Source organism: Nocardioides astragali, from assembly GCF_024436375.1.
In the GTDB taxonomy this organism is placed as follows: Bacteria; Actinomycetota; Actinomycetes; order Propionibacteriales; family Nocardioidaceae; genus Nocardioides; species Nocardioides astragali.
The window spans coordinates 754,791-776,843 of sequence record NZ_JAFMZM010000003.1 but is presented as its reverse complement, the minus strand read 5'-3'; the positions used below and the strand labels follow the sequence as shown (position 1 = coordinate 776,843).

At 71.3% G+C, this 22,053-nt stretch carries 21 protein-coding genes and 1 tRNA gene; 11 read left to right on the top strand and 11 right to left on the bottom strand.

Going from position 1 to position 22,053, the window contains the following annotated elements:
* Genes J3P44_RS12895 through J3P44_RS12875 form a run of 5 tightly spaced genes read right to left on the bottom strand, consistent with a single transcriptional unit; the run spans position 1 to position 4,632 of the window.
* Complete coding sequence (locus J3P44_RS12895; RefSeq protein WP_255890796.1) at positions 1–1,320, bottom strand: ADP-ribosylglycohydrolase family protein; 1,320 nt, start codon at positions 1,318–1,320, stop codon at positions 1–3.
* Positions 1,317–2,153: a hypothetical protein gene (locus tag J3P44_RS12890; protein ID WP_255890794.1), complete on the bottom strand. Its 837-nt coding sequence runs from the start codon at positions 2,151–2,153 to the stop codon at positions 1,317–1,319. The genes J3P44_RS12895 and J3P44_RS12890 overlap by 4 nt, the downstream gene beginning before the upstream one ends.
* Positions 2,146–2,544 carry a hypothetical protein gene (locus J3P44_RS12885; RefSeq protein WP_255890793.1) on the bottom strand — a complete coding sequence of 133 codons (399 nt, stop codon included), beginning with the start codon at positions 2,542–2,544 and terminating at the stop codon, positions 2,146–2,148. The genes J3P44_RS12890 and J3P44_RS12885 overlap by 8 nt, the downstream gene beginning before the upstream one ends.
* A gap of 2 nt (positions 2,545–2,546) precedes the next feature.
* Positions 2,547–4,307 (bottom strand): putative T7SS-secreted protein, encoded by a 1,761-nt coding sequence (locus J3P44_RS12880; protein WP_255890792.1) that lies wholly within the window; start codon positions 4,305–4,307, stop codon positions 2,547–2,549.
* Position 4,308: 1 nt separating this feature from the next.
* The gene (locus J3P44_RS12875) at positions 4,309–4,632 is read right to left on the bottom strand and encodes a hypothetical protein (protein WP_255890791.1); all 324 of its coding nucleotides are present in this window, start codon (positions 4,630–4,632) and stop codon (positions 4,309–4,311) included.
* 120 nt (positions 4,633–4,752) lie between these two features.
* Between J3P44_RS12875 and J3P44_RS12870 the strand changes: the two genes are divergently transcribed.
* From J3P44_RS12870 to J3P44_RS12850, 5 genes are all read left to right on the top strand, one after another.
* Positions 4,753–5,073, top strand: a complete 321-nt coding sequence (locus tag J3P44_RS12870) for a WXG100 family type VII secretion target (RefSeq protein ID WP_255890790.1) — start codon at positions 4,753–4,755, stop codon at positions 5,071–5,073.
* On the top strand, positions 5,070–5,369 hold the full coding sequence (locus tag J3P44_RS12865; RefSeq protein WP_255890789.1) for a WXG100 family type VII secretion target: 300 nt from the start codon (positions 5,070–5,072) through the stop codon (positions 5,367–5,369). Before J3P44_RS12870 ends, J3P44_RS12865 begins: the two co-directional genes overlap by 4 nt.
* Positions 5,370–5,497: 128 nt before the next feature.
* The gene (locus tag J3P44_RS12860; protein ID WP_255890788.1) at positions 5,498–9,064 is read left to right on the top strand and encodes a heterodisulfide reductase-related iron-sulfur binding cluster; all 3,567 of its coding nucleotides are present in this window, start codon (positions 5,498–5,500) and stop codon (positions 9,062–9,064) included.
* A gap of 208 nt (positions 9,065–9,272) precedes the next feature.
* Positions 9,273–9,815 carry a toxin-antitoxin system HicB family antitoxin gene (locus J3P44_RS12855; RefSeq protein ID WP_255890787.1) on the top strand — a complete coding sequence of 181 codons (543 nt, stop codon included), beginning with the start codon at positions 9,273–9,275 and terminating at the stop codon, positions 9,813–9,815.
* A gap of 104 nt (positions 9,816–9,919) precedes the next feature.
* A complete protein-coding gene (locus J3P44_RS12850; protein ID WP_255890786.1) occupies positions 9,920–10,768 on the top strand; it encodes a DUF4097 family beta strand repeat-containing protein in 849 nt (282 codons plus the stop codon).
* Between the two features lie 171 nt (positions 10,769–10,939).
* On the opposite strand, the gene J3P44_RS12845 is transcribed toward J3P44_RS12850, so the two are convergent.
* The 6 genes from J3P44_RS12845 to dcd form a co-directional block, all read right to left on the bottom strand.
* Positions 10,940–11,878 (bottom strand): siderophore-interacting protein, encoded by a 939-nt coding sequence (locus J3P44_RS12845; protein ID WP_255890785.1) that lies wholly within the window; start codon positions 11,876–11,878, stop codon positions 10,940–10,942.
* The gene (locus J3P44_RS12840; protein WP_255890784.1) at positions 11,875–12,735 is read right to left on the bottom strand and encodes an ABC transporter ATP-binding protein; all 861 of its coding nucleotides are present in this window, start codon (positions 12,733–12,735) and stop codon (positions 11,875–11,877) included. The genes J3P44_RS12845 and J3P44_RS12840 overlap by 4 nt, the downstream gene beginning before the upstream one ends.
* Positions 12,732–13,808, bottom strand: a complete 1,077-nt coding sequence (locus J3P44_RS12835; protein WP_255890783.1) for a FecCD family ABC transporter permease — start codon at positions 13,806–13,808, stop codon at positions 12,732–12,734. The genes J3P44_RS12840 and J3P44_RS12835 overlap by 4 nt, the downstream gene beginning before the upstream one ends.
* Positions 13,805–14,839 (bottom strand): FecCD family ABC transporter permease, encoded by a 1,035-nt coding sequence (locus tag J3P44_RS12830; protein ID WP_255890781.1) that lies wholly within the window; start codon positions 14,837–14,839, stop codon positions 13,805–13,807. Before J3P44_RS12830 ends, J3P44_RS12835 begins: the two co-directional genes overlap by 4 nt.
* Positions 14,836–15,870 (bottom strand): iron-siderophore ABC transporter substrate-binding protein, encoded by a 1,035-nt coding sequence (locus tag J3P44_RS12825; protein WP_255890780.1) that lies wholly within the window; start codon positions 15,868–15,870, stop codon positions 14,836–14,838. The genes J3P44_RS12830 and J3P44_RS12825 overlap by 4 nt, the downstream gene beginning before the upstream one ends.
* Positions 15,871–15,980: 110 nt before the next feature.
* A complete protein-coding gene (gene dcd / locus J3P44_RS12820; protein WP_255890779.1) occupies positions 15,981–16,556 on the bottom strand; it encodes a dCTP deaminase in 576 nt (191 codons plus the stop codon).
* A 55-nt stretch (positions 16,557–16,611) separates the two neighbouring features.
* Between dcd and J3P44_RS12815 the strand changes: the two genes are divergently transcribed.
* From J3P44_RS12815 to J3P44_RS12790, 6 genes are all read left to right on the top strand, one after another.
* On the top strand, positions 16,612–17,373 hold the full coding sequence (locus J3P44_RS12815; RefSeq protein WP_255890777.1) for an SGNH/GDSL hydrolase family protein: 762 nt from the start codon (positions 16,612–16,614) through the stop codon (positions 17,371–17,373).
* Between the two features lie 41 nt (positions 17,374–17,414).
* Positions 17,415–17,490, top strand: a tRNA-Gly gene (locus tag J3P44_RS12810).
* Between the two features lie 339 nt (positions 17,491–17,829).
* Positions 17,830–18,378 (top strand): SigE family RNA polymerase sigma factor, encoded by a 549-nt coding sequence (locus J3P44_RS12805; protein ID WP_255890776.1) that lies wholly within the window; start codon positions 17,830–17,832, stop codon positions 18,376–18,378.
* Positions 18,375–19,568: a WD40 repeat domain-containing protein gene (locus J3P44_RS12800; protein ID WP_255890775.1), complete on the top strand. Its 1,194-nt coding sequence runs from the start codon at positions 18,375–18,377 to the stop codon at positions 19,566–19,568. The genes J3P44_RS12805 and J3P44_RS12800 overlap by 4 nt, the downstream gene beginning before the upstream one ends.
* A gap of 119 nt (positions 19,569–19,687) precedes the next feature.
* Positions 19,688–20,932, top strand: a complete 1,245-nt coding sequence (locus tag J3P44_RS12795) for a C39 family peptidase (RefSeq protein WP_255890774.1) — start codon at positions 19,688–19,690, stop codon at positions 20,930–20,932.
* Between the two features lies 1 nt (position 20,933).
* Positions 20,934–22,052, top strand: coding sequence for a hypothetical protein (locus J3P44_RS12790; RefSeq protein ID WP_255890773.1), 1,119 nt, complete (start codon positions 20,934–20,936; stop codon positions 22,050–22,052).
* Position 22,053: the final 1 nt, after the last annotated feature.

The following is a 22,053-nucleotide window of genomic DNA, read 5'->3' as shown; positions in this document are numbered from 1 at the left end:
TCATCGGCGTTGCCACCAGCGGCGCCTGCCGCCCGGCTCGTCGAGGATGTTGCTGCCCCACCGGCCGCGCGCCAGCCTCACTGCCTCCTCGACGAAGCGTTGGCGGGCGACGGAGAAGTCCGTCGTCTCCACGAAGGTCCGTTCCGTCCCCCAGTCCCCGAGGTACCAGACGCGGTAGGACCCGTCGTCGCGCTGGCGCAGGCCGACGTACTCGCTCGACAGGCCGCCGGGCACGGGTCGGCCGGCGACGTAGAAGTCGACACCTTCACCGAGCCCGCGGGCGCGCAGGTGCTCGGCGACCTCGTGGAGCTCGACGGGGACCCGGTGAGCGAGAGCGTCCTGCTCACCGCGGGACGCCACCTGGAATGCGAGCGCGCGCAGGTCGTCGGCCCGCAGGCCGGGCCACCCGTGCACGAGCGTGAGCCAGTCGTCGGGCAGGGAGGAGGTGCCGAACGCCCCACCCAGCAGGGCGCCCGCGATGGCGGCGACCGTGTCCGTGTCGTCCCCCGCACGAACGGCGGCGGTCAGCGACGCGACGACCGGCGATCCGTCGCCGACGGGGTGGCGGATCGCGGACCACGCGGCTTGGAGCGCGGGGACGACGAAGCCGTTGGGTGCGAAGTCGGCGGGCGGACGCCTCTCGGCGTCCGCTATCCATGCAGCCCACGCGTCCCGGTGCTCGGACGACAGCTCGACCACCAGCTCCGACAGGTCGGGCACCGTCCCCTCGAGGACCGCCAGGCGGATCGCGTGGCACCAGAGCACGCACGCGTCACCGGCGAGCGTGTCCCGGTGCGTCAGCTCGGAGATCGTCCGCGCCTGCACGGTCAGCGCCCCAGGGTCGTCCAGGAAGGCGAGGGCGACGGGCGCCGTCCGCATCAGCGATCCGTTGCCCGCAGTGCGGCCGGTGCGGGCGTGGAGCTCCACTGCCGCCTGCCGCGCGCGGGACCCAGGTCGCTTCTCGCCCGGCTCTGCGCCGACGACACCGAGCACCTGGCGCGTCTGGGTGCCGACGTCGGAGGCCCCGTCGCCCAGCCACTCGACCCAGCCGTCGACGACCGCGTCCAGCGCGTCCGCGTCTCTGAGACCCTGGGCCGCCGCCACCCGGGCGATCACCACCGCCATCTGGGTGTCGTCGCTCCACTCCCCCGGCGCGTACGGGCCGAGGCCCCCGCCGATCATGCGCGGCATCGCCCCGTCCTCGAGCGGCGCCGAGCCGAACTCGTACGGCACCCCCAACGCGTCTCCGCACGCCGACGCGAGGAGGACACCCTCGACCCGGTCGGCCCGGCCGTGGCCGGGCGGCGTGCGACCGGTCACCGGCCCTGCGGCGCGAGCTCGTTGGTCACTCCGTGGGTGTCGACCAGGTCGTCGGTCGCGACGGTTGCCTCGTAGATCCCCGGCTCGATCGCCGTGGCGCCCAGGGCCTCGGCCCGGGCGCCGTCGTCGATGAGCAGGAGGACCCGGGCCCCGTCCGGTCCGGACGACAGCACGCGGACCGGGATCCCCTGCCACGTCGCGGTGATGACGACCTCGAACAGCTCGCACTCGGTGGCCGGGACTGCCGCGACCCAGGTCTGCGGCCGCACCTGCTCCCAGCCCTCGGGACCCGCCTCGGCACGCACGCTCAGCAGGACGCTGTCGCCCACCACATCGGCGACGAGCTCGGAGCCACGCCACCGGGCACGCGGACCCACGAGAGGACTCCATGGTCGCCACCCCGTGGCACCTCGCCATCCGCGCGCCGCCCCCTGGTAGGACGACAGGCACTTCTGCTCGCCGTCGGCACGGATCCGCCAGTACTCCGCGCCGAAGGAGTAGCGGGTTCGGCTGAGCTCCCACACAGGCACGACGGTGTGCCCCCGGAGGAAGCCGGTCGGGTAGAGCGGGACACGATCCGCGTCGCGCGCGGCCGGGTTGGCCAGCGTGGCGAGCGGGGGAAGCTCGAAGCGCACCACGTCGACGAACTCCTGACCGCCCTCGAAGCCGTACGCCGACAGCAGGAGGTCGGGGGTGTTCAGTGCCGCAGCATCCTGCGCGAGCACCACGATCCCGCCCACCTGGTCGTAGCCGTCCTCGACGATCGCGGTGCCGAGTCCGTGGGTCAGCAGCTTCTGCAGCACCGGCCGCGGGCTCGCCGTGGGCTCAGACATGGATCTCCTTCTCGCGTACGTCGACCACCGTCAGCTCCGCGACCGGGACAGTGGCCCGGAAGCCGTTGTACTGGTCGCCCTCAAGCCCCAGCCTGTCAGCAACCGGCGGTGAGTCGCTGTGGATCTCGGCCCGGTCGCCCGTCACCCTGCCGAGGTCGAACCGCTCGCCCTGCCACTCCACCGTCACTGATACGGCGAAGTAGCGTTCGAGATCTGACTTCCTGACCTTGGCCCACGAGTCGCCGTCGCGGCGCACGCCGGACTCGAGGTGGGACGGCAGCCGTCCGGCATCGCGGGGTACGCGCAGCGTGACCGCGTCGTGGGCGACCGTCGTCACCTCGTAGGTCGTGGAGCCGACGACCGCGAAGGTCCCGCGCTGGGGGAGTGACATCGTCAGTTCCCCTGGGGGATCCAGGTCGGCTCCCCGTCGACCCTGCGCAGCACGGCCACCAGGCGCTGTGTCCCGGTGTCGGTGACCTCCCACATCTCGGCTCCCTCACGGATCGTCGTCGGACCATCGGTCACGTACTCGGGAATGATGTCATCGCCCGACTTCGTGAAGCCGTTGCCGGTGAAGGGGTCGCTCCAGTTGTCGAACCTGGTCGGCGACCCCGTCATGTCACCGTTGCGCGGGATGTCGAAGTTGGGGTTGTCGGTCTGGAACCTGATGACGTGGGTCGAGGCGTCGCCGGTCGAGTGGTGCGTGCCGTCGTAGTCGAGGCGCAGGTCCTCGTTGATCGAGCGCGGAGTGCCGAGGTGCGAGGTGTCATCGGCCACCGTGGCGGCACCACGGACCTCGTCGGCGGCGTACTTGTCGAGGATGTAGTTGTCCGCGCCACCCCACCTGAGCTCGCCCGTCTTCTCGTCGAAGTAGGGCTGGTCGATCACCTTCTGCATGACCGTGTTGCTGTCGGGAGCCGGGAAGTCGTCACGCACGGCGTTGAGGGTGGCGCGCTCGGACGGCGTGAGGTCGGCAGCGGGCTTGTTGATCAGGTCGTTGAGCTCGCCGCGACTGATGCCGTGGCTGTCGAGGATGTCGTCCACCCGGCTGCTGCCGAGCTGGTCGGGCGAGAACGCTGTGCGGTGCGGGACGTCGTCCATCATCGAGTAGATGCGGCTGTTGCCGAGGTCGTCGAGGTGCCGCAGGTCGCCGAGGCCGCCGAGCCCGCCGAGCCCGCCGAGGTTGTCGAGGCGGCGCAGCTTGCCCATGTCGCTGAGCGCGTCGAGCCCGTCCATCGCGAACTTGGCACCTCGCGTCGCGACCGCACCCGCGCCGCCGGTGGCCACCGCCGCGATCGCGTCGGGAACGAGGTGGCCGATGGCGCGGGCCGGGTCGTCGGCCCAGGTGTCCCAGTCGAGCAGGCTCTTGCCGAGCTCCTTGCCGAAGCCGATCGGGTCGGTGGCCAGTCCGGTGTAGATGCCCTCGGCCATGGCCCACGCGTTCTCGGCCGAGAGCTCGTACTTCTTCATCAGCTCCTCGGGCGTGAGGTCACCCGTGGCGAGCTTGTAGGCGTCGATGACCAGGTTGACCGGGCTGAACGGCACCATCGTGAGCAGGTCCCAGACCGCCTCACCGGCACCCTCGAGGATGCCACCGACGAACTTGAGCCCGGACTCGAGCCAGTTGGGCTCCTCCGGGGCGTCGGCGCACCCCGCCTTCACCTCGCCTGCGCAGAGGTGCGCGGCGTTGTCCAGGTCTGCCCGCGCGGAGCTCAGAGCGCTCAGGGCAGCCTGCTGGATCGGGTCGCCCCAGTCGTCGAACGGCTGGGCCTGGTCGGTTCCGCCGCTGGCCCAGTAGGAGCGCATCTGGTCCATGTAGGAGCCGTACTGGGTGCGGGCGCTCTCCGACTCCCGCTGCCCGCGCTCGTACTCCGCCTTGGCGTCGGCGGCGCGACGCTGCGCGGCCTCCAGCTCACCGGCGTACGTCTGGAGTCCCGCCGCGGCCTTCTTGAAGCCGTTGCCGGACTTGTACCAGCGCTCGGGCTCGAGGTCGTGGGCCTCGCGGAACTCGTCGGCGGCCCGTCCGGTCCATCCCGACACGTCGATCTTCGACAGGGCGTCGCCGGTGTCGTAGAAGAGCTGGCCCTTCTGGTCCATCGTGAGGGCCTTGGAGCGGATGTTGCCGGGGTTGCCCTCGATCACGAAGTCCGGCACGTCACATCACCTTGATCGCAGCGATCGTGCTCTTGAGGGCGGAGAGGGAGTCGTAGCCGGCCTTGTCGGTCTCGAAGTAGTTCATCGCGATCTTGCCCAGTCGCCCGGCCATCTCCTCGACGTCCTGGCAGAGGTTGTTGACGCCCTCCTCCCAGCGGCCCTTGAACTCGTCGAGCGCGTCCCACACGACGTCGCTCCCGACGTCGCCCTTGGAGGGCACCAGGTCCTCGACGTCCTTGTCCTTGAAGAGCTGGAGTGTCTCGTTGAGCCCTTGAGCGGCCTTGCCCATGCTCTCGAGGTCGACTTCGTAGTCGTAGGACGGCATGGCCTGTGCATTCCCGCACCGCTGCGGCTCAAACCGCCGGAACTGCGGCAACCCGATCGGGTGTGAAGGCGCCCGTGCCGGGGTATGGGCCCGGCACCAACCGATCGAGAGGGGGCGGCCGTGGCCGTCGGACTTGTCTACGCCGAGATGCAGGCGGCCGCCCAGGCCGCGGCCGACGCGGTGGAGCCGTTGCAGGAGACCCTGCGCGGGCTGGGCGCGACCATCGAGACCGAGGCGGGCACGGGCTTCAAGGGGCAGGCGGCCGCGGGGTTCGGCGAGGCGATCAACGAGTGGTTCAACGTCGCGATCACGTTGGGCCCGATCCTCGAGGGCTACTCCCAGAGCCTGATGTACGTCGCCCAGGAGCACGCCACCAACGACGTCGCCCAGGCCGAGCGCGCCGGCCAGCTCTCCGACCGCCTCGGCGGTGGTCCCCGATGAGCGAGCGCGGACTGGTCGTGCACCAGGGGTCGCTGTCGACCATGGAGACCGCGCTGGCCGACGCCACCACGGCGATCACCACGCAGATCAACGACCTCCTGCAGGCGGTCGAGACGCTCACCCCCGGCTGGGACGAGACCAGCGAGTCGCACATGGCCCACCTCGAGCACCAGCGGAAGCTGCGCGACGGTGTCGAGAAGCTCACCGAGGCTCTCGACCAGGTCAGGTCCAAGCTCGCGACCCACCGCGAGGACGCCCGCGAGATCGAGGTCGAGAACGTCGCGATCGTGAACTGATCGCACCACCGCTCCCGGTTGAAGTTACCTGCGGGTAGGATTCATCTCACTCGTGTGAGCCCTGCCGCCTGCCCGTCGGGCAGCCATATGCTCCGGCTCTGTACGCCCCGACCGAGGAGCACCCCCTCATGCAGATGTTCGCGATCGTCGTCTCGTTCGCCCTGACCGTCGCCGCCGTCGCTCTGCTCGTCCCGGCCGTACGCCGCATGCTGGGCGTGATCCGCGCGGGCCAGCCGGCCCCGGGTCGCAGCGACAGCCCGGCCGGTCGCGCCGTGACCATGCTCAAGGAGACGTTCCTCCACACCCGGATGCTCCAGTGGCACTGGGTCGGGCTCATGCACTGGTTCGTCTACGCGGCGTTCCTCTTCCTCAGCACCGCCGTGCTGGCGGCGTACTTCCAGCTCTTCAAGCCCGACTTCGCCTGGCCGCTCATCGGCCACTGGTACCCCTACGAGTGGTTCAGCGAGCTCATCGGCCTGCTGAGCACCGTGGGCATCGTCTTCCTGATCGTCTACCGCCAGCTGCACCACCCGCGCTCCGAGGGACGCCGGAGCCGGTTCTTCGGCTCCACCTTCTGGCAGGCCTACTTCGTCGAGGCGCTGGCGCTGCTCGAGGGCTCGGCGATCCTGTTCGTCCGTGCCGCGGAGTGGAAGCTCGACGAGGAGGTCGGGCGCGCGCACTACCCGATCGCGTCGTGGATCGGTGACGCGCTCTACCCGGTCGACGAGTCCTCGCTCAACAACCTGATCTACGCCATCGCCGCCTTCAAGATCGCTCTGGCGATGATCTGGCTGATGGTGATCGCGCGCAACATCACCATGGGCATCGCGTGGCACCGCTTCACGGCCTGGTTCAACATCTTCTTCAAGCGCGAGTCCGACGGCAGCACCGCGCTCGGCGCGATGAAGCCCCTGACGTCCGGCGGCAAGGCGATCACGCTCGACGACATCGACGACCTCGACGAGGACTCGGTCCTCGGCGCCGGCAAGGTCGAGGACTTCTCCTGGAAGGGCATCCTCGACTTCACCACCTGCACCGAGTGCGGCCGCTGCCAGTCGCAGTGCCCGGCGTGGAACACCGAGAAGCCGCTGTCCCCCAAGCTGCTCATCACCGCGCTGCGCGACCATGCGTACGCCAAGGCCGACCCCCATTCGGCCGACCACGAGGCGCACGCCGAGCGCACCCTCGTCGGCGCCGGCTCCAAGGGCGAGACCGCCGGTGCGGGCACCGACGTCCTCGACTACTTCTACAACCCCGAGGACGCACCGTTCGTCATCGACGAGGACGTGCTGTGGAGCTGCACGTCGTGCGGAGCCTGCGTCCAGCAGTGCCCCGTCGACATCGAGCACGTCGACCACATCATGGACATGCGGCGCTACCAGGTGCTGGTGGAGTCGAACTTCCCGGCCGAGCTCAACCAGCTCTTCAAGGGCCTGGAGAACAAGGGCAACCCGTGGAACATGTCCAGCACCGCGCGGATGGACTGGGCCAAGGGCCTGGACTTCGACGTGCCGGTCGTCGGGGAGGACCTGGAGTCCCTCGAGTCGGTCGACTGGCTGTTCTGGGTCGGCTGCGCGGGTGCGTACGAGGACCGGGCCAAGAAGACCACCCGAGCCGTCGCCGAGCTGCTCGACCTCGCCGGCGTCTCGTTCGGCGTGCTGGGCAACGGTGAGACCTGCACGGGCGACCCGGCCCGCCGCGCCGGCAACGAGTTCGTCTTCCAGGGCCTGGCGCAGCAGAACGTCGAGACCTTCAAGGAGTACAAGGTCAAGAAGGTCGTCTCGACCTGCGCCCACTGCTTCAACACCCTCAAGAACGAGTACAAGGACTTCGGCATCGAGCTCGAGGTCGTCCACCACACCCAGCTGCTCAACCGCCTGGTGCGCGAGGGGAAGCTGACGCCCGTCAAGGACGGGGCGGGCGCAGCGTCGCGCTCGATCACCTACCACGACCCGTGCTACCTCGGCCGCCACAACGAGGTCTACTCACCGCCGCGCGAGCTGCTCCAGGTGCTGCCCGGTGCCGAGGTCATCGAGATGGAGCGCAACTCCGAGCGGTCCTTCTGCTGCGGCGCCGGTGGCGCGCGCATGTGGATGGAGGAGAACCTCGGCGAGCGGATCAACGTCAACCGCACCAAGGAGGCGGTGGGCACCGGCGCCGACCAGATCGCCGTCGGCTGCCCGTTCTGCCGCGTGATGCTCTCCGACGGGCTCACCGCCCAGCAGGCGGCCGGTGAGGCCCGCGAGGAGGTCGAGGTCCTCGACGTCGCGCAGATGCTCCTCGCCTCGGTCAAGGGGGTGCAGGCGACCAAGGCAGCGCCCGGCTCGTCCGCTGCCGCCGCCCCTGCCGCTGCTGCCGCTGCCGCCGCTCCCGCCGCCGCCGCGACGGATGTCGCCACCAAGGACGAGCCCGAGACGGGGGACGTCACGGTCACCGAGGACACCGTGACCGAGACCGCCGACGCCGGTCCGGCCGCCAAGGCGTCGGGCGGGTCGTCGCTGTTCGACACCCCCGCTCCTACCTCGCTCTTCGACACCCCGGCTCCGGCCGAGAGGCCCGCGGAGCAGTCCACCTCGCTCTTCGACACGCCCGCTGCGGAGGCGCCGCCCGCGCCAGAGACGGCCGCGGAGGCACCGACCACCGACCTCGGCGGCGGCGGATCGCTCTTCGACCTCGGTACGCCGTCGGAACCCGCAGCGGCCCCGGAGGCTCCAGACGCCGCCCAGGCCGCGACGAGCGGTGAGCAGGCAACCGATTCCACCGACGAAACGGTTGCTGAGGCACCGCCCACCGCCGACCTCGGTGGCGGCGGATCCCTCTTCGACATCGCCGCACCCGAGCCGAAGGCTCCCGAGCCCAAAGTCGCCCCCACCCCGTCCCCCACGAGCGGTGAGCAGGCAACCGAATCCACCGACGAAACGGTTGCTGACGCACCGCCGGTCAGCGGCACCTCCTCCGCTCCGACCACCACGGACGCCGACCTCTCCAGCCTCGGCTCGTTGTTCGACCTCGAGGCCCCGGCCTCCGTCGACGTACCGGCGACCCCCGCTCCCGAGGCCGAGGTGGCGCCGAACCTGGCGCCCGAGCCAGGGTCGAGTGGCGAGCCCGCGAGCAGCGGTGAGCCTGCAACCGAACCCGCCGAGCAGAAGGTTGCTGACGCACCGCCGGTCAGCGGTACGTCCTCCGCTCCGACGACGGACGCCGACCTCTCCAGTCTCGGCTCGCTGTTCGACATCGAAGCCCCGGCAGCTGCCGCACCCGCGGAGTCCACACCGGCGGCGGACTCGACGACGTCCGACGTACCGGCCGCGCCGGCGACCGGCACGTCACACGTTGCGGACGCCCCTGAGCCGGAGGCCGACGCGGAGGTCGAGGACTCCCCTGCGCCCGCCGCTCCGCCGAGTGGTGCCGAGCTGAGCCAGGCGGCGCTCTTCGCCGAGCCAGCCGACCCAGCCGGCCCCGCCGAGCCCGTCGAGCCCGTCGACGCCGACGCCGACGCCGCCGAGGGCGCCGCCGCTCCCGCCGATGAACCGGAGGCCCCGTCCGACGACACGGCGGCCGACGAGCCCGACACGTCGTCCGAGGAGTCACCGGCGGAGGCGCCCGAGAGGAAGCCGGCGCCCCCGGACGCACCCGCTCACGCCCCGCGTACGGACGTCGACATCAGCGGATCGGGCTCGCTCTTCGACCTCTGACATTCGGGCGGGACGAATCAGCACACTGGGACAGCCTCGCGGCCGCTGGTCGCGCAGCATGCCGCGCGTCAAGGGGCCCACGGTCCGCCTGAGTTGACCCACGGGCCGTGCGGGCGGAGCTCGCCGTGGGCGGGATGACGTCATCACGACGCTAGTTGACATCACTCAATGCTTGACATGACATCACTGTGATGTCAGAATGGTGCGCATGGACATCACCCCCTACGTCGACACCCTCCGCCGCGACCTGGTCGCCGCGGCCGAGGCAGGCAGCGACGACCTCAAGCAGGCGGCCGAGCGGCTGGCGTACGCGCTCGACCCCAGCGCGCGGCTGGCGCTGATGGAGGCGATCTCCCACGCCGCCGCCGAGATCACCGCGGAGCTGCCCGAGGGCAGCGTCGACGTACGCCTCGTGGGTCGCGAGCTCGACTTCGTCGTCGAGATGGCGCCGCCGAGCCCGGTTCCCGCGCCGCCCCCGCCGCCGGCACCGCCGGTCCCCGACGAGGACGACGGCGACCTGGCCAGGATCACGCTGCGCATCCCGGAGGCCGTCAAGGCACGGGCCGAGGAGAAGGCGGCCGCGGCCGGCCAGAGCCTCAACACCTGGATGGTCGGCGTCGTGCGCGCGGCGACCAACGAGCACGCGATCAACATCGACGTCGACCTGAGCAGCATCCCCTTCGTGGGCTACGACCCCTTCGCCGCCAACCGCAAGCAGGGCAACCCCCGCCGGATGACCGGCTGGCTCTGACCGATCCCGGCCGGTCCTGACCGGCCACCACCCACCGCCCCACAGCGGACCGGCACCCGCCGGCCCGTCGGACGAACACACCCCGAACGAGACCGGAGACACCGATGAGCAACCAGCTGGACGTCAGCTTCGACACCCCCGAGCCGATCGACCTCTACGTCGAGAACGGCCGCGGCCGGGTCGAGGTGACCGCCACCGACACCACCGAGACCACCGTCCGCATCACCGGCGAGCGCGCCGAGGAGTACGACGTGCGCGACCTCGCCGACGGACGCGGTCCTCGCCGCATCGCGATCATCGCCCCCTCCCGGTCGGGCGGCATCTTCGGCAAGGACCCCCGCGCCGAGATCGTCGTCGAGGTCCCGGTCGCGAGCGGCCTCGCCGTCAAGGTCGGCAGCAGCGACGTAGCCACGCACGGCCGGTTCGCCGACACCCACGTCGACACCGGCTCGGGCGACGTCTCGCTCGACGTGGTCGACGGGGACACCGTCGTGCAGTCGGGCTCCGGTGACCTGGTCGCCGAGCACCTGGCCGGCGACGCCCGCATCAAGTCCGGCTCGGGCGACATCCGCGTCAACCGTGCCGACTCGGATTTGCTGGTCAGCACGGGAAGTGGCGACGTACGCATCGACGGCGCCGGGGGCGAGCTCGCCATCAAGACCGGCTCGGGCGACGCCCAGGTGGGCACGCTCGCAGGAGAGGTCCTCTTCACCACGGGGTCCGGCGACCTGGTGATCGCGGAGGCCGCCTCCGGCCGGGTCACCGCCAAGACCGCCAGCGGCGACGTCAGGATCGGCGTGCTTCCCGGGACCCCCGTGTGGACCGACGTCCGCACCGCGAGCGGCCGTATCGCCTCCAACCTCCCCCAGACCGGCGAGCCCGCCGCCGACCAGCCCTACCTCGAGGTCCGCGCCACCACGGCCTCGGGCGACGTCACCCTCCACCAGAGCTGACCACACCGATCTCCCAGCAGGAAGGAGCACGACCATGTACGAGGCACTCACCGACATCGAGCTCATCGCACGCCACCGCATCGCCGAGCGCGTGCGCTACTCGCCCCGCACGCCCAAGCGCCGCTGACGCACCACGCAGAAAGAGACAGGGCGCCGCGGCCAGGACTCCGGTCAGGACTTCATGGCCACGCCGCGGCGCCAGTAGCCCATGAAGGCCACCTGGCTGCGATCGAAGCCCAGCTCGTTGACCAGGTGCCGGCGCAGGCCGGTGACGACCTTCGACTCCCCCGCGATCCAGGCGTAGGTGCCGCCCACCCCGACGACGCCTCCCGGTACCTCCTCACCGGAGGAGGAGTAGAACGGCGTCTCCCACAGATCGGGATCCACCTCATCGGGCGCCACCTCGACAGTGGCACCCGGGATGCCCAGGTGCGCCACCACCGCGTCGTGCAGCCCGGCGCCGAGCTCAGCACCCTCGCGGGCCAGCCAGACGACGTCGACACCGGCAGGAGGACGTACGGCCTGTACGTCGGCCGCGACCGGGACCTCGAGGAAGGCCTTGCCGCGGGCATCGTCGGCCAGCTGCTCGAGGACCGTGCAGATCGCGGGCACGGCCGTCTCGTCACCGACCAGCAGCAGGTCGGCCCCGGGCGGCGGTGTGAACTCGATGCCGCCGTAGGGATAGCCGCGCCGCGGACCGAGCACCACGATGCGGTCACCGGGAGCCGCCTGCGAGGCCCACGAGGAGCCGGGTCCGACCAGGTCACCCTCGAGGTGGAGCACCATGTCGACGACGAGGGTCGTCTGCTCGCCGGAGCCGCGCACGTCGCGGACCGTGTAGGTCCGCATGTGGCCGCGCTCGGTGACCGGCCGGTCGAGCCAGGTCGCCAGCCAGGACTCGTCGGCGCCCTCGGTCGACGTGAGGCCGCCGGTGTCGGGGTCGGGGAGGATCAGCTTGATGCGCTGGTCGTACCGCGCACCCTCGACGCCGAAGTGGGCCAGCTCGGGTCCGCCCAGCTCGACGCGGACGAAGGTCGGGCTGAGCCGCTCGACGGACACCACCTCGACCTCAGCGAGCAGCATCGGCAGTACGGCGGACGTCATGGTCATCGGTTCTCCTTGGTCGCTGGTGGAGCCTGTCGACACCCGTGGCGGCCCACGGGGATCACGAGCGGGGTGTGCGAGACGGGGTCCTCGATCACGCGATTGTCGAGCCCGAAGACGGTCCGGACCACGTCCTCGGTGACCACCTCTCGCGGCGTCCCCTCGGCCACGATGCGGCCGGTGTGCAGCGCGACCAGGTGGTCGGCGTAGCGGGCGGAGAGATTGAGGTCGTGGAGCACCATCACGATCGTGGTGCCGCGCCGGGCGTTGAGCTCGGCGAGCAGGTCGAGCATCTCGACCTGGTGGGCGACGTCGAGGTAGGTCGTCGGCTCGTCGAGCAGGAGCAGGTCGGTGCCCTGGGCGAGCGCCATCGCGATCCACACGCGCTGGCGCTGTCCCCCGGAGAGCTCGTCGACGACGCGGTCGGCCAGCCCGAGCGTGTCGGTCAGGGTGAGCGCCTCCGCGACCGCCTCCTCGTCCTCGTGCGTCCAGCGCCCGAACGCACCGTGGTGCGGGTGCCTGCCGCGACCGACCAGGTCCGTCACGGTGACGCCCTCGGGGGCGATGGGGTTCTGCGGGAGCAGGCCGAGCGTGCGGGCGACCTGCTTGGTCGGCAGCCGGTGGATGGCCTCACCGTCCAGCAGCACCGAGCCCGAGCGCGGACGCAGGAGCCGGGCCAGGCCACGGAGCAGGGTGGACTTCCCGCACGCGTTGGCGCCGACGATCACGGTCACCTTGCCGTGCGGGACCTGCAGGTCCAGGTCGCGTACGACGGCGGTGTCGGTGTAGCCGAGCGTCAGGGCGCTCGCCTCCAGCCGGGCCGTGGTGGCCGCTGCGGTGAGCGGGGTCGCAGTGGCGGTCATGCCGCCCTCCTTCCACGGTGTCCATTGAGGGGGCCGCGGGCGAGCAGCCAGAGCAGGAACGGTGCGCCGAAGGCGCCGGTGACGACCCCGACGGGCAGGTTGAGGTCGGCGAAGGCGTAGGCGCCGGCATGGTCACCGGCCAGCACGATCACCGCACCGACGAGTCCGGCGGCGAGCAACGTCGTACGCCCGCCGTTGAGGGCGCGCGCGATCGGCCCGGACAGGAAGGCGACGAACGCCACGGGGCCCGCGGCGGCCACACCGACGGCGACGAGGAGGACGCCGAGGAGCATCAGCAGGTCGGTCCGACCGCGCCCGAGGCCGAGCCCGCGAGCCGTGTCGTCGCCGAGCTCGGTGACCTCGAGCGAGCGGGCGGCCCAGGCCGTCGCGGGCAGGAGCGCCCCCAGCACGACGGCGAGCAGCCCGATGGTCGGCCAGTCGACACCGTTGACGCTGCCGGTGAGCCAGCGCAGCACGAGCTGGACGTCCCACTCGTCGACGCGCGTGAAGACGTACTGGATCACCGACTGCATGGCGGCTGCGAGGCCGATGCCGGCCAGGACGAGACGGAAGCCTCCGTGGTCACCGGCGACCATCCGCACGGCGAGCGCGACGCCGACGGCGCCGACGACCGCGGCGAGCGAGACCGACCACCCCGTCCACCCGGCGAGTGCGATCGCGGACACCGCCGCGGCGCTGGCCCCGAGGCTGACGCCGACGATGTCGGGGCTGGCGAGCGGGTTGCGGAGGGTGGTCTGGAAGATCGCGCCGCCGATGCCGAAGGCCAGTCCGACGAGCACCGAGAGCACGGCGCGGGGGAGCTTGGACTCCATGACGATGTAGGTGGCGCCGGGGATCTGCTCGCCTCCCAGGATGCGCACGAAGTCGGGGATGGTGACGGTGTAGTCGCCCAGCAGCACGCGGGCGGCGAAGGCACCGACCACGGCGAGGACGAGGCCGGCGACCAGGCGGCGACGGTGCCGGATCGGGGCCTGCCGCGCCCGGCGTACGACGTCGCGGGCATCCCGCTGGGGCGCCTCGGTGGTCACGGGCGGGTCGAGGGTCACGGTCACAGTGCCCTCCCGGTGCGGCGGATCAGAGCGAGGAAGACGGGCACCCCGACGACGGCGGCCATGACCCCGACCTGGATCTCCGCGGGCGGCAGGACGACGCGGCCGACGGTGTCGGCGGCGACCACCAGCGACGCACCGGCCAGCATCGAGAACGGCAGCACCCTGGTGTGGTCGGGACCGACGAGGCTGCGCACCACGTGGGGGACGACCAGGCCGACGAACGCGATCGGCCCGGCCAGCGCTGTCGCCGTGCCGGCCAGCAGCACGATGGCGAGCGCGATCACGAGCCGGTCGCGGGTCGTACGCCGACCGAGTCCGCGAGCCAGGTCCTCACCCAGGGCGAGGGTGTTGAGCAGGCGCGCGCCGGCCAGCGCGAGGAGCACGCCGACGACGAGGAACGGGAGTCCGGTCACGAGCACGTCGAAGCCACGGCCGCCGATCGTGCCGACCTGCCAGAAGCGGAAGGACTCCATGGTCTTGCGGTCGGCCAGCAGGAGGCCGGTCGTCCAGCTCGCGAGTCCGGCGGTGAGGGCAGCACCGGTGATGGCCAGCTTCATCGGCGTGGCTCCGTCGCGCCCGAGCGCGGCGATCGCGTGCACGACGATCGTGGCCACAGCGGCGCCGAGGAAGGCCATCGGCAGGAACTGGCCCATCGAGGTGAGGCCGAGGGTCGTCATCCCCACGACCATCGCGAAGGTGGCACCCGCGTTGACGCCGAGGATGCCGGGGTCGGCGAGCGGGTTGCGGGTCAACCCCTGCATGAGGGCACCGGCGAGGCCGAGGGCAGCGCCGACCGCGAAGCCCAGGACGGTGCGCTCGAGACGCACCTGCACGATCGCGTGGAGGGGATGGGCTGTGTCCCACACCGCACCGAGAGGCACCGCACGGGCCCCGACGAGCAGCGAGAGCACGCCGGCACCGGCCAGCACCGCGACGACGATCGCGGCGCTGGCCGGCAGGGTGAGACGACGTGCCGGGCCACCCCCAGTGGACCCGGTCACGTCCTCTCGGCTCGGGACCAGTGCGGTCATGCTCCGGCGACGGCCTCGACGACGTGGGGCAGGAAGTCGCTGACGATCACCGGGATCGACAGGGGCGTCGGGTTGGTGGACGCCATCGCGTTCTGCTTGTCGGTCTCGGCATACCAGTGGCCGTCGGCGATCGCGGGGATCTTGCCGAGCAGCTTGTCCTGGGAGATGGTCTCGACGCTCTCGGGGGAGTCGACCCAGGTGATGAAGACGTCGGAGTCCAGGTCGCCGGCCTTCTCCGCGGAGACGGTGCCGTAGAACTCTCCGGGCTTGATGGCGTCGGCGACCGCGGGGGCGTCGACCATGCCGAAGTCGCGCAGGATCGACACCCGCGGGTCCTCGGGGGCGTACATGCCGACCGTGGAGAGGTCGGTCGCGGCGAGGTAGCCGTAGATCAGCTCGGTCCCCTGGAGCTCGGGGTTGTCGGCCTTCGCCTGCTCGATCGTCTCCTCGGTGTCGGCCTTGACCTCCTCGGCCAGCGCCGTGCGGCCCAGCGCCTCGCCGACCATCTCGAGGGAGGTCTGCCAGTTGGTGGTCCAGGGCGCCTCCGGGTAGGCCACGACCGGAGCGATCTTGGAGAGCTTGGCGTACTCCGCCTCGGTGATGCCGGAGTTGGTGGCCAGGATCAGGTCGGGCGCCAGCTCGGCGACCTCGTCGATCGGCGCGCCGTCCGCGTCGTCGTACCGCACGGGCGCCTCGGCGCCGGCCTCCTCGACCGCGGCGTCGAACCAGTCGGTCGACCCGGCCTCGTTGCCGCCCCAGGTGATCTTGGTGGCGCCGACGGGGACGACCCCGAGCGCGAGGGCGTGGTCGTGGTCGGTCCAGCCGAGGGTGGCCACGCGAGTGGGCTCGGACTCGATGGTCGTCTCACCCAGGGCGTGCTCGATCGTCACCGGGAAGGCGTCGGCGTCGGCGGTGGTGGTCGCGGTCGGCTCGGCGGCGGTGTCGGCGCTGGTGGACCCGGTGCTGCAGCCCGTGAGGGCAGCGACGAGGAGGGTGGCCGCAGCCAGGGGCGCGGCGAGGGTTCGCTTCATGAGAACTCCAGGAACAGGGGTGGTGAGGGTGACCTAACTTAGGCCACCCTAACCATGCCTCGCGCCGCGCTGTCGAACCGGGGTGCGCTCACCCTGCCTGCGTACGCCGGTCAGATCGGCGTGCGGTGGAAGTTCTGGAAGGAGCGGCTCGGGGTCGGTCCGCGCTGGCCCTGGTAGCGGGAGCCGTACTTGTCCGAGCCGTAGGGGTGCTCGCTGGGCGAGGAGAGCCGGAAGAAGCAGAACTGACCGATCTTCATGCCGGGATAGAGCTTGATCGGCAGGGTCGCGACGTTGGCCAGCTCGAGGGTCACGTGGCCGGAGAAGCCGGGGTCGACGAAGCCGGCGGTCGCGTGCGTCAGCAGGCCGAGGCGCCCCAGGGACGACTTGCCCTCGACGCGCGCGGCGACGTCGTCGGGCAGCGTGACGATCTCGTAGGTCGACCCCAGCACGAACTCGCCCGGGTGCAGGATGAACGGCTCGTCACCCTCCGGCTCGACCTCCCGTGTCAGGTCGGACTGGTCGGCCATCGGGTCGATGATGGGGTAGCGGTGGTTCTCGAAGACGCGGAAGAACCGGTCGAGGCGTACGTCGATGCTGGACGGCTGCATCATCCGGGGATCCCACGGGTCGACCGCGATCCGGCCGGCGTCGATCTCAGCGGTGATGTCGCGATCAGAGAGCAGCACGCGGCAAACCTAGCCTCAGTTTCGGCCCCGTGGCGGGGGTCGCCACAATGGCGCGGTGACCTTCCACCGCTACGTCGCCCTGGGCGACTCCTTCACCGAGGGCGTCGGCGACCCTGACCCGGCCCGCCCCAACGGCCTGCGCGGCTGGGCCGACCGGGTCGCCGAGGTGCTCGCCCAGCAGACCGACGACTTCGGCTACGCCAACCTCGCCATCCGTGGCCGCAAGCTCGGCCCCATCGTCGCCGAGCAGGTCGACGACGCTGTCGCCCTGGAGCCCGACCTGATCACGATCCACGGCGGAGGCAACGACGTGCTCCGGCCGCGCGTCGACCTCGATGCCCTCGCGCGGACGTACGACGACGCGATCTCGCGCCTGTCGGCCACGGGCGCCCGGGTCGTGATGTTCACGATCTTCGACCCGGGCGGCAAGGGGATCTACGCGCCCGTGCGCGGGCGGATGGCGATCTTCAACGAGTGGGTCCGTGAGATCGCCGACCGGCACGACGCCACGGTCGTCGACATGTGGCGGATGCGCGACGTCGACATCGCGGGCGTCATGGACACCGACCGGATGCACCTCAACCACCACGGGCACGCCCACATCGCCCGCGCCGTCCTCGACGCGATCGGGGTCGAGCACGCGCTGGAGCCGATCGCGGTCGAGCCGCCGCCGCTGCTCGGCCGCCGCGACCGGTGGGCGGCCAACGCGCAGTGGACCCGCGAGTTCCTGGTGCCGTGGGTGCACCGTCGCGTCACCGGCCGGTCCTCGGGCGACACCGTCTCCCCGAAGCGCCCGGGCCTGTCGGCCGTCAGGTAGCCCGGTCCGGTAACATCTGGCCCGCCGTCCCGGACGGCACTGCGGATGTAGCTCAGTTGGTAGAGCGCGACCTTCCCAAGGTCGATGTCGCGAGTTCGAATCTCGTCATCCGCTCCAATTTTGGTCCTGCGCGCAGGGCGCGACGCTCTGCCCACCGTCGATGTCGCGAGTTCGAATCTCGTCATCCGCTCCGATTTTGGTCCTGCGCCGACCGGGCACTTCCTCGCGCTGAGGGCCGCCGACCGGGCACTGCCTCGCGCGCACGTCCATCTCCCCACTCGAGCGCACACAGGGCCGCTCGACGCCTGCCATGCCGCGCGACAAGCGACCACAACCCGCACCCAGCCAGGGCACGACAGGACCGGCGACCGGAGCGGCTTCTCGGCTCACGCGCGCGGCGACGACGGTCGGTGCAACCATCTGAGGACCCGGTGGCGTGTAAGGAGCGTGGACATCATGACGTCTAGGCGCCCCGAGGCGACGCGGGTGGATTTCGAGTCGTGGCTCGTGGCTCGCGAGCACACGCTCCAGCGCACAGCGTTGCTGCTCACCGGAGACCCGCACAGCGCGAAGGACCTGGTGCAGAACGCCCTGGCCAAGCTCTACCTGGCGTGGGACCGGATCGAGCAGCGCGAGCGGATCGATGCCTACGCCCGCCGGGTGCTGGTCAACGAGCACCGCAGCACCTGGCGGCGCGCCTGGCGTCGCCATGAGGTCACCACCGAGGTGCTGCCGGACACCGGCGCCACGTCCGTCGAGTACGACGGGACGCGCGACGCAGTCTGGGGTTTCGTCGCCGGTCTGCCACCGCGTCAGCGTGCGGTGATCGTGCTGCGGTACTACGAGGACCTCACCGAGGCCGAGACGGCGGACCTGCTGGGGATCACCGTCGGCACCGTCAAGTCCCAGGCGCACAAGGCCCTCGCGGCGCTGCGCGCCAGCGTCGGGGACCACCCCGCGATCGACCGACCGATGACCGACCTCAACCGACAGGGGGAGCGATGACCGCCACCGAAGAGATGCTGCGGCAGTCACTGCACGCGCGCGCCGACCGGACGGCTCTCGAGCCGACGCCCATGCTCGACGTCGTGAGGCGGGCGCGCGAGCTGCGCAGACGGAGCAGGCGGACGACCCTGATCGCCGCCGCGGCGGCCGTGGCTGCGGTGGGTGTGCCGGCCGGCCTGGCACTGGGCTCTGCCGGTCCGGACAGCAGTCCTTCACCGGCCGACACGACCGTCACCATGGACTCGCTGTCCGACCTGCCGATGGGCGCGCCGCCCGCTGTCGACTACGTGCTGGACCGGACGTACGTGTCCGCCGACGGGACGAAGACCGAGCTTGTCGTCGACCCGGGCAGCGTGCACGACGCGGCGCCGTACTCGGGCGGCGTCCTTGTCGCCACTCGATCGCAGGCCGGCGACTCAGTCGGGATCGCGGACCAGGTGCTGTTCGGCCCGGGCGTCCAGGTCGAGAACAAGAGCTGCGGTGGCGAGGAGCTGGCCGTGAGCGGCGACGGCGCGCACGCTGCCTACACCTTCTTCGACAACGGCTGTGACCGCTGGACGAGCGTCGTGCTCCGGTGGGGTCCCACGGGGGAGGGCACGGGGGATCCCCTCGACATCGTGACGACGAACGGCCAGCGCGTCGAACCGGTCGGGGTCACGGCCGACCGGGTCCTCTACAACGTGGTGGACTCGACCGGCGGTGAGCCGCGCCTGCGGGTCTACACCACCGACGAGTGGGGGCCGCCGCTGGAGGTGAAGGGGATCGCGCGCGCCTCGACGTGGGACCCGACCGCCGGCCGGGTGGCGGGCTGCTCCGTGGACGGGCAGTGCGTCGTCGTGGACGAAGGGGACGGAAGCGTGCAGCTCACCCTGGACCCCGGGGAGACGCCGCTCTCGTTCAGCCCTGACGGGCGCTTCCTGGCGACCGCCACCGCATCGGACGAGCAGTCCCCCACGGTCACCGTTCGGGACTCGCGCACGGGCGACGTCGTGACCACGTTGGCAGGCGACGACGCCGCCTTCCAAGGCGATGAGTCGTCGGTGGCCTGGGAGGGATCGGCCCACCTCCTGATCGCTCGAGTCGATGGCGACGGTGAGGCGCTCGTGCGCCTCGGGATCGACGGCAGCGCGGAGCTGGCGACTCCGGCAACCGAGCCCACCCTGGGCGGCTACCTGCTCCCTGGGGCGTGAGCCAGAACGGCCAACCGCCTCTCCTTCGCTGGTCCCACGTCACTGGTGGGAGACTTGCGCCTCGTGGGGCCAGAGGGGACAGTGGGACGACCGCAGTCTCCGGATCGAGGTTCTTCCCCATGCCTTCCCTGCCCCGCCGCCTCGCTGCGCGCCTCACGACCGCCACCGCCACCACGATCGCCGCGGACGACACGTCTCGACCCCTGTGGCGGCACCCGGCAAGCATCGCCGCCGCCGTCCTCGCGCTCACGCTGGCGGGAGTGCCGCTGCTGCCGGACGGGGACGGCGACCGAGGCGCACTCGCTCCGACGGGCGAGGTCACCCCGGCCCCTGAGGGCGCCGGTGGCCGGGGCGAGGTGACGCCTGAGATGCAGTCGGAGATCGACCGCGTGCTCGCCGAGGGCGCGAGTCTCGACCGCGCCCGGGGACGTACGGCCCTCGCCCGGGCCGCGGTCCGGTGCGCGACCTTCGACGGCCAGCGCTACTGCCTCGGCTTCGGCTGGACCAACCAGACCCGCGAGGCCCTGGCGGCCCGGATGACGACACGTCAGAGCTTCGGCCGCGAGAGCACCGGCGACCTGGACGCCGAGGGCATCATCGCCCGGAGCAGGGCGCGCGGCTCCGTCGCCCGCACCGAGGCCGAGCGTGCCGAGCTGACCATGGCGGCCCAGTCCGTCGGCAAGGTGTGGATGCTGCGCCACGAGATCCAGGGCGTGCCGCTGCCCGACGGCTTCGCCGAGCGCCACCCCGAGGTCGCGACCGCCGATGTCCAGACGCGGGGCGGGTTCGGCGGGTCCTACCCGACGAAGTCCAAGATCCTCACCAGCAAGGTGGCCCAGGCGCAGAACCAGACCTACTGGTGCGGGCCGGCCACCATGCAGGCCATCGGCTGGAGCTCCCAGGAGAAGCGGAAGAACCAGTCCTACTGGGCCCGCCGCCTCGGGACGACGTCGGCGGGCACCGCGATCACCGACATGGTGCGCGTGGTCAACAACTTGACCGACTACGACGACGCGGACCGGGCCGGCCCCTACGTCGTGCTCGACATCAGCGACTTCACCTTCAAGCAGTGGTACCGCCTGATGATGCGCCACATCCACGACTACCAGGCCCCCGTCGTGCTCCACCCGGTGCTGCTCAAGCAGTACTACCCCTACCTCGACGACGACGCGAGCGGGCACTTCCAGGTCGGCCGGGGCTTCGACCAGAACCCCGACGGCAACCGGCAGATCGGCTACTTCGAGCCGTGGGACCAGTCTCGCTTCGACCCCAGCGAGCCCGCGATCGGCCGCGTGCAGTGGCGCAACGCCTACAAGTCCTACCGCGCCAACCTCGACCACTTCCAGCACAACGTCGGCGTCTGACGTGCGGGTCCGTACGACGATCGCGCTTGCGATGCTGGTCGCCCTCGCCGGCTGCGGCGACACCGACGACCCCAGCCCGACACCGGGTACCGGGAGCCCGTCGAGCAGCACGACCGCATCGAGCGCCGGCGGCCCCGAGGGCGCGGCTCCGAGCGGCGGACCCATCGACGCGCCCGCTGTCGCAGAGCCCGTCGTCGCCCTCCTCGAGTGGGACGACACCGGTGTCGAGGCCGGCACCCGTTACGTGAAGGGGCCGGAGTGGGAGGCTTTGGGGGCGAAGGACTCGAGCTCCGTCGAGCTCAACCGGGACGGCGACAGTGTCGCCATCGCCGCCGGAGGGGGCCGCACGATCTCCGAGGTCCTGATGAGCACCGCGTGGGCGGTCGTCGTCCGGCAGGACAAGGCCGAGACCGCTCCGAGCGAGGTCGCCGTCGTCGACCTGGCGACGGGTGAGCAGCGCGACCTCGTCACTCCCGCTCCGGCCAGCGGGGGCTCCTGGGCACTCACGGGCGGCGACCTCTACTACCCGACGTACGGCGACGACCGGGCGTACTGCCTCGCCACCAACGCCCTCGCTGACAGCAACGGGGAGGACGGCTGGTGTGCCCCCGCACGGTCGGGGTGGTCGGGTCTCACGGCCAGCGAGCACGGCGTCGGCATGATGACCTTCGACGACGCCCGTCCGGTGGCGTGCCGCACGGTCAACCTCCTCGACGGCAGCGGCGTGCCGCAGCCGATCGACGGCCCGAAGGACTGCACCGGATGGGACGTCGCCGCGACCCCGGCCGGGGCCCTGTGGTCCGAGGTGCCCAAGCCCCGGCGCCAGGAGGAGGCGCACTTCTACGCCTCGGCCGACGGCACCTACTTCGACCTCGGACCTGGCACGACCGGCAGCGCCCTCCCCTGCGGCGACTCGGTCTTCTTCGTCCGTGACCCGCAGGGCGACGACGAGCCGGCGAGGCTGATGCGCTGGACCCCGGAGCACACCCTCGAGGTGGCCTATGAGTCCACGTCGGTCGGCAACGCCTTCCTCGGCGAGCCCGCGTGCGGCGGCGGCGTGCTCACGCTCTCCTCCTTCGGGGAGCAGGGCGACGAGCTGGTGTGGGCTAGCGTTTCATGAC